Raw genomic sequence first — 1,061 nt, forward strand, 5'->3', positions numbered from 1 at the left:
TACCTGGAAAGGTATTACCGCAAAAAGAAGCAGCTTCTGAAAACTGATGACAACGAACCTACCGCGGTCCTGAAAGATAACTGGGATCCCAACCTGCCCGACCCGCCGGACAATTTATTCCAATATGCTGAATTCGCGCTGACTCGTGATGAGGCGGTCTATCTCCAGGAGCGGGTGCTGGCGGAGCATCCAAAAAGCCTGCTGGCCAATTTCCTGGTGTCAGGTTCCATTGAGGATAGCGCTTATTTCTGGGAGCAGCCCCTGATCGGCACTTTGCCGGTTTCGCTGCAGCAGGAAGTTGCTCACGCCAGGAATTTCTCCAAGACTATCTACGGAGCGGCGATCCTTTATAACCTGATGCTGGCCCGCGAGTCAGGACGGCAGAAAAGGATTGAACAGTATGAAGCGGAGCTGGACGAGTGGGCTGCCTCGATGCACGCGCGCTGGACGGAGTTAAGGCAGTGGTATGGGCGGCGCAAGGAATTCTGGGCTCTCGAGTTCCTGAAGCAGGCCGTGCCGCGGCTTACCGTAAAGTTTGTTGAAGACTGGCTGCGCCTGGTTTTTGAAGGGGGCAACCTTGCCGCGATAGGGGAGGATGGAGCGGCGCAGGTGCTTATCCGCGACCGGGAGCGATACCTGAAAGGCGCCCGGGCTAGGCTGGAAAACCCCCGGGCTCTGGCGGCATGGAGCGGTTCATCAGGAAGCTACCGGCTCAGCTTTCGCTGGAAAGAAGTCAAAAAAATCATCGCCGATATCCTGGCCGGACTGAACAGGGGGCAGCAGCATGCTTAATCCTGAAGCCCGCCATATCTATTTGAACGAACTGAAACCGCCGCCCGGATATATCCTGGACAGGGCGCTGGCTACTACCTTTTCGCTGGACCTACTGACGCTGTTGTTTGCGCCGCTGGCCATGGTCTACTATGAATGCCAGGAGAAGGATTTTGATTTAGGCGGGCGGGTTGAAGTGATTGAAGCCCTGCGCCGGGTGGCCGGCAGGCTGGTGATCTTTTGCCAGAAGGGGCGGATAACCGTGCCCCGGACAGCCACTTTGCTTTACA

At 56.6% G+C, this 1,061-nt stretch carries 1 protein-coding gene and 1 pseudogene; both read left to right on the plus strand.

The genetic code is table 11. The annotated features are described in order from the left end of the window. A partial coding sequence (locus tag ACE4YL_RS14560; RefSeq protein ID WP_461369744.1) for a DUF6361 family protein occupies positions 1–792 on the plus strand: 792 nt, incomplete at its 5' end. Continuing rightward, positions 785–1,061: pseudogene (locus ACE4YL_RS14565) on the plus strand (hypothetical protein); the annotation flags it as partial. The gene ACE4YL_RS14560 and the pseudogene ACE4YL_RS14565, both read left to right, overlap by 8 nt.

The organism is Candidatus Darwinibacter acetoxidans (assembly GCF_041936445.1).
In the GTDB taxonomy this organism is placed as follows: Bacteria; Bacillota; Limnochordia; order Darwinibacteriales; family Darwinibacteriaceae; genus DTU010.